This window comes from uncultured Pseudoflavonifractor sp. (assembly GCA_904419835.1).
GTDB lineage: Bacteria > Bacillota > Clostridia > Oscillospirales > Oscillospiraceae > Pseudoflavonifractor.
Genome location: CAJFTA010000046.1, coordinates 30,723 through 36,722 on the forward strand (window position 1 = coordinate 30,723; position 6,000 = coordinate 36,722).

The following is a 6,000-nucleotide window of genomic DNA, read 5'->3' on the forward strand; positions in this document are numbered from 1 at the left end:
ATTTGCATACTGTTTTTGGGTTGACAAAGGTGGTTAGCTTGTGTAAACTTCTTTTGTTAGATAGAGCTAACCGTTCATTTCTCAGGAAGCAGACCGCTTCTTTTCTTTTTTGCCCTAAAGTTAGCTTTCGCTAATATCAGAAAGGAGACCCTCTGCCATGATGATCAACAAGCGGCTCATCGGAATCGTCCCCGAGAGCAAACGGTATATCGCTGGAAACGTGGCCTTCCAGTGGCTGGGTATGGCCAGCAACGCGGCCATGATTTTTTCCTTTGCCTGGGTGCTTCAGGGCCTGCTGGACGGCAGCCTGCCTCCCTGGGGCCTGCCCGCCGCGGCGGGCGTGGTGGCGCTGGCCGCGGCGGTGCGGTGGCTGTGCGCCGTGGGTGCGGGACGGATGAGCTTCCAGGCCGCCAAAGCGGTGAAGCAGGTGCTCCGCCGCAGAATTTATGAAAAACTTCTCCGGCTGGGCCCGGCGTACAGCCAGAAGTGCTCCACCGCCGAGGCGGTGCAGCTGTCCACCGAGGGCGTGGAGCAGCTGGAGACCTACTTCGGCGGCTATCTGCCCCAGTTCTTTTACAGCATGCTGGCCCCGGTCACCCTGTTCCTCCTGCTCTCCCCGGTGAGCCTGAAGGCGGCCGCGGCCCTGCTGGTGTGCGTGCCCCTCATCCCCATTGCCATCGCCGCCGTGCAGACCATCGCCAAGCGGCTGCTGGGCAAGTACTGGGGGCAGTACGCCGCCCTGGGGGACACCTTTCTGGAAAATCTCCAGGGCCTGACCACTCTGAAGATCTACCAGGCCGACCAGGCCCGCCATGAGGAGATGAACCTGGAGGCCGAGTCCTTCCGCCGCATCACCATGAAGGTGCTCTCCATGCAGCTCAACTCCATCACCATCATGGACCTGGTGGCCTACGGCGGCGCGGCCCTGGGCATCGCCCTGGCCGTGGTGGAGCTGCGGGCCGGAGCGGTGGGCTTTGCCGGGTGCTTCGCCATCCTGCTGCTCTCCGCCGAGTTCTTCCTGCCCATGCGGCAGTTGGGCTCCTTCTTCCACGTGGCCATGAACGGCATGGCGGCCAGCGACCGGATCTTTGCCCTGCTGGACCTGCCGGAGGAGACCTCCGGCACGGTGGAGAAGGCCCCTGAGGGCGGCCTGCGCTGCCGCGGGCTCCGCTTCTCCTACGAGACCGACCGTGAGGTGCTCCACGGGCTGGACATGGACTTCCAGCCCAACAGCTGCACCGCCATTGTGGGCGAGAGCGGCTGCGGCAAGAGCACTGTGGCCAGCCTTCTCTCCGGCCGCCTGCGGGGGTACGCCGGGGAGGTCACCCTGGGCGGTACCGATCTGTCCGCCCTGTCCGGCGAGGCCCTCACCAGAGCGGTGACTTATGTGGGCTTCAACAGCTGGATTTTCCGGGGCACCGTGCGGGAGAACCTGCTGATGGCCAGGCCCGACGCCAGCGAGGGCCAGCTTTGGGCCGCCCTGGAGCGGGCCAACCTGGCCGGTTTCCTCCGCAGCGAGGGCGGGCTGGATCTGGCCCTGGAGAGCCAGGGGGCCAACCTGTCCGGCGGACAGCGGCAGCGGCTGGCCCTGGCCCGGGCCCTGCTCCACGACAGCCCGGTGTACATCTTTGACGAGGCCACCTCCAACATCGACCCGGACAGCGAGAACGACATTATGGAGCAGATTATGCTCCTGAGCCGGGAAAAGACGGTGGTGCTCATCACCCACCGGCTGGCCAACGTCACCGCCGCCCGCCGCATCTACGTCATGGACGGCGGGCGGCTGGCGGGGGCGGGGACCCACGCCGCCCTGCTCTCCCAGGGCGGGCGCTACAAGGACCTGTGGGAGAGCCAGCAGGCGCTGGAGGAGATCGGAATGTACGAAAAGGAGGCGGAGGCGGTATGAGCCGGAAGAACGCAACGCGAAGCGGCCTGGGCATTATGGCCCGGCTGATTGTACTGGTGGGGCCTCTGCTGCCCTTTATGGTGCTGGCCATCGCCCTGGGCGTGGCCGGGTTCCTGTGCGCCACCGCCATCACCGTCCTGGGCGGCTGGGCCATGCTGGACGTGATGGGGCTGGATGCCCCCATGTCCTTCATCCTGCTGTTCCATTTTCTGGCCCTCGCGGCGGTGCTGCGGGGCTTCCTGCGGTACGGCGAGCAGGCCTGCAACCACTTCATCGCCTTCAAGCTGCTGGCCCTGGTGCGGGACAAGGTCTTCGGCGCCCTGCGCCGCCTGTGCCCCGCCAAGCTGGAGGGCCGGGACCGGGGCGACCTCATCGCCCTTATCACCTCGGACATCGAGCTGCTGGAGGTCTTTTACGCCCATACCATCTCCCCCGCCGCCATCGCCCTCATCATGTCGGTGATCATGGCGGTGTTTATCGGCTCCTTCCACCCCCTGCTGGGCGTGGTGGCCGCTATCGCCTATGTGACCGTCGGTCTGGCGCTGCCCTTCCTCATCTCCCGCAGCACCGGGGACGCGGGAGGGCGGTTCCGGGCCGGCGCGGGGGCACTCAGCGGCTTTGTGCTGGACAGCCTGCGGGGCCTGCGGGAGATCCTCCAGTACCGCCGGGGCGCTCAGCGTCTGGAGGAGCTGGACGCACGGACCGCCGCCCTCTCGGACACGGAGCGGCAGCTGAAGGACGCCGCCGCCCGGGGCACGGCCCTGACCAATACCGTGATCCTCCTCTTTGACCTGGCCATGCTTCTCGCCGCCGCCCTGCTGTTCCAGGCCGGGCGGGTGGGGTTCGACGGGGTGCTCATCCCCCTGGTGGCCCTCATGAGCTCCTTCGGCCCGGTGGTGGCGCTGGCCAACCTGGGCAGCACACTCCAGAACACCCTGGCCGCCGGCGGCCGGGTGCTGGATCTGCTGGACGAGGCCCCTCTGGTGGAGGAGGTGTCGGGCAAGGCCCCTGTGTCCTTCTCCGGCGGCAGCTGTGAACACGTCACCTTCTCCTACGGGGAAGAGACCATCCTATCCGACCTGAGCCTGGACATCCGCAAGGGTGAGATTTTGGGCATCATCGGCCCCAGCGGCAGCGGGAAATCCACCCTGCTGCGGCTGCTCATGCGGTTCTGGGATGTGAACCACGGCTCCGTGAAGCTGTCCAATACCGACGTAAAGGACATCAACACCGCTGACCTGCGGCAGATTGAGGCCCTGGTGACCCAGGACACCCACCTGTTCCACGACAGCATCGCCAACAACCTGCGCATCGCCAAGCCGGACGCCACCCAGGAGGAGCTGGAGGACGCCTGCCGCAAGGCTTCGGTCCACGACTTTATCCTCTCCCTGCCCAAGGGGTACGACACCCCGGTGGGCGAGCTGGGAGACACCCTGTCCGGCGGCGAGCGGCAGCGGCTGGGTCTGGCCCGTGCCTTCCTCCACGGCGCGCCCCTGCTGCTGCTGGATGAGCCCACCAGCAACCTGGACAGCCTGAACGAGGCGGTTATCCTCAAGGCCCTGAAAGAGGAGCAGGGGAACCGGACCGTGGTGCTGGTGTCCCACCGGGCTTCCACCATGGGCATCGCCCACCGGGTGTGCCGGGTGGCCAACGGGAGGATGAGCTGATGGGCGCTGACATCGAGGCCAAGCGGCAGCGGGAAAAGGCCATGGTCAACGAGATGATCGCCCTCTACTGCCGGAAGAAGCACGGCACACGGAACAGCCTCTGCCCCGACTGCGCCGCCCTGGCGGCCTACGCCCTGCAGCGGAGCGACCGCTGTCCCTTTATGGAGACCAAGACCTTCTGTTCCAACTGTAAAGTCCACTGCTACAAGCCGGAGATGCGGGAGAAGATTCGGGCGGTGATGCGGTTTTCCGGCCCCCGGATGCTCTTTGTCCACCCTGTAGCCGCCATCCGGCACGTTATGGAAACCAATCGAGAAAAACGACGACTGGAGGAACCGGGATGAAAAAAGTACTCTACATCATGCTGGGCTGTATTGGCCTGGGCCTGGGCGCCCTGGGCGCCGCCCTGCCCCTGCTGCCCGCCTTCCCCTTCCTGATGCTCTCCGCCTTCTGCTTTGCCCGCAGCTCGGAGAAGCTCCACAGCTGGTTCGTCTCCACCAAGCTCTACAAGAACAACCTGGAGAGCTTTGTCCGGGGCAGGGGCATGACCTGGCGGACCAAGCTGCGGATCATGGCGGTGGTCACCCTGACCATGGCCTTCGGCTTTGCCATGATGGGCCGGGTGCCGGTGGGGCGGATTGTTCTGGCGGTTGTCTGGGTGTGCCATATCCTGTACTTCGTCTTCGGCATCCGCACCATCCCCGCTGCCCAGACGGCGGAGGAGCAGTCGGATGACCCCTGGCAGGACGAGGACGCCGCCGCATAATCCCGGCAGCCGTCTCTGTTATGAAATTCCATTGAGGTTTCTTCCCATATTTCCTACTGTTTGCTGTGCAAAAGCATAGCAAACTTGGCCATGTGCCGCATTCAGCGGCACGCCCAAGCGCATGAAGTTTTATATGGTTTTCCAATTGACTTCTCCCCTCCCGTTCCTTATACTTTTTAGGCAGAAAACATGGGCGGCCCGGAGATTGCCGCATGCCGCCCCAGATAAAAAGGAGAGCGATTGCTATGGGTACCATTCAGCTGGCCGAGCGCCTCTACTCTGTGGGCGTACTGAACCCCGGCCTGCGTATTTTCGACATTATCATGCCCGCCCCTTACGGCACCAGCTACAACGCCTATCTGCTCACCGGTGAGAAGAACGTGTTGGTGGAGACCGTCCACGCCGACTACTGGGACGAGTACCGCTCCAACATCGAGCAGGTGCTCCCCCTGGAGAAGATTGACTATCTGGTCATGAACCACAACGAGCCCGACCACTCGGGCAGCGTGGCCAAGCTGCTGGAGGCCTGCCCCAACCTGACCATCCTGTGCACCGCCGCCGGAAAGAAGCACCTGACCGACATCACCAACAGCGCCGCCCTGCCCTGCCGGGTGGTGAAGCAGGGGGACAGCGTGGATCTGGGCGGCGGCCGCACGCTGGAGTTCCTGCCCTCCGCCATGCTCCACTGGGCGGACTCCATGTTCACCTGGTGCCCCCAGGACAAGGTGCTCTTCACCTGCGATTTCCTGGGCGCCCACTACTGCGAGCCCACCATGCTGGACCGCAACATCCACGACCAGAAGGCCTATCTGGACATGGTGGCCCACTACTACAACTGCATCTTCGGCCCCTTCAAGCCCCACGTGCTGGCCGGTCTGGACAAAATCGAGCCTCTGAACCCCGCCATCATCTGCCCCAGCCACGGCCCCTGCCTCACCAGCTGCATCGGCGAGATCGAGGGCCTCTACCGCCAGTGGAGCACCCCCGCCGCCAAGGACGGGAAGATGGCCGCCGTGCTCTACTGCTCCGCCTACGGCTGCACCGCCGCCCTGGCGGAGGCCGCTGCCGCCGCCCTCCGGGAGGCCGGAGTGCGGGTGGAGCTGCGGGATGTGAGCACCACCCCCCTGAGCGAGACCGCCGCCCTGGCCAACGAGTGCGACCTGCTGGCCGTGGGCGCGCCCACCATCAACCGGGACGCCCCCAAGCCCATCTGGGACGTGCTCACCTCCATTGACGCCATCAACTGCGCCAAGAAGCCCGCCTTTGTCTTTGGCTCCTACGGCTGGAGCGGCGAGGGCCCCGAGATGCTGCGCAGCCGGCTCTCCCAGCTGCGGTTCAGCGTGCCCGACGCCGCCTTCCGCTGCACCTTTACCCCCGCCCAGGCCGATCTGGACGCCGTGGCCGCCCTGGCCCGGGAGGCCGTGGCCAAGCTGGGCTGAATCCCCGCTGAAATAACACAGCACAGCGGACAGAATTGCGCTCTGCAATTCTGTCCGCTACAGGCTGTCGAAAAAGTGGCTTCCGCCACTTTTTCGAAGGAGCTTCATGAAATTTTCGCCTCTATTTCTGATGAAATTGTCGGCAAAAATTTCATGAGAAGTGTCATTTTCGAGGCGCATGTCCCCGAAAATGACGGATTTTCATTTGATTCCGTCATCTGC

At 64.5% G+C, this 6,000-nt stretch carries 5 protein-coding genes; all 5 read left to right on the plus strand.

What is annotated here, in order from left to right:
* Window positions 1-160 precede the first annotated feature (160 nt).
* The 5 genes from QZY67_RS08805 (at window position 161) to QZY67_RS08825 (ending at window position 5,778) form a co-directional block, all read left to right on the plus strand.
* A complete protein-coding gene (locus QZY67_RS08805) occupies window positions 161-1,906 on the plus strand; it encodes an ABC transporter ATP-binding protein/permease (protein WP_366448961.1) in 1,746 nt (581 codons plus the stop codon).
* The gene (locus QZY67_RS08810) at window positions 1,903-3,573 is read left to right on the plus strand and encodes an ABC transporter ATP-binding protein (RefSeq protein WP_295369760.1); all 1,671 of its coding nucleotides are present in this window, start codon (window positions 1,903-1,905) and stop codon (window positions 3,571-3,573) included. The genes QZY67_RS08805 and QZY67_RS08810 overlap by 4 nt, the downstream gene beginning before the upstream one ends.
* Complete coding sequence (locus QZY67_RS08815; protein ID WP_295369761.1) at window positions 3,573-3,917, plus strand: nitrous oxide-stimulated promoter family protein; 345 nt, start codon at window positions 3,573-3,575, stop codon at window positions 3,915-3,917. The genes QZY67_RS08810 and QZY67_RS08815 overlap by 1 nt, the downstream gene beginning before the upstream one ends.
* Window positions 3,914-4,339 carry a YbaN family protein gene (locus QZY67_RS08820; protein ID WP_295369762.1) on the plus strand — a complete coding sequence of 142 codons (426 nt, stop codon included), beginning with the start codon at window positions 3,914-3,916 and terminating at the stop codon, window positions 4,337-4,339. Before QZY67_RS08815 ends, QZY67_RS08820 begins: the two co-directional genes overlap by 4 nt.
* A 245-nt stretch (window positions 4,340-4,584) precedes the next feature.
* Complete coding sequence (locus QZY67_RS08825) at window positions 4,585-5,778, plus strand: FprA family A-type flavoprotein (protein WP_295369763.1); 1,194 nt, start codon at window positions 4,585-4,587, stop codon at window positions 5,776-5,778.
* Window positions 5,779-6,000 lie beyond the last annotated feature (222 nt).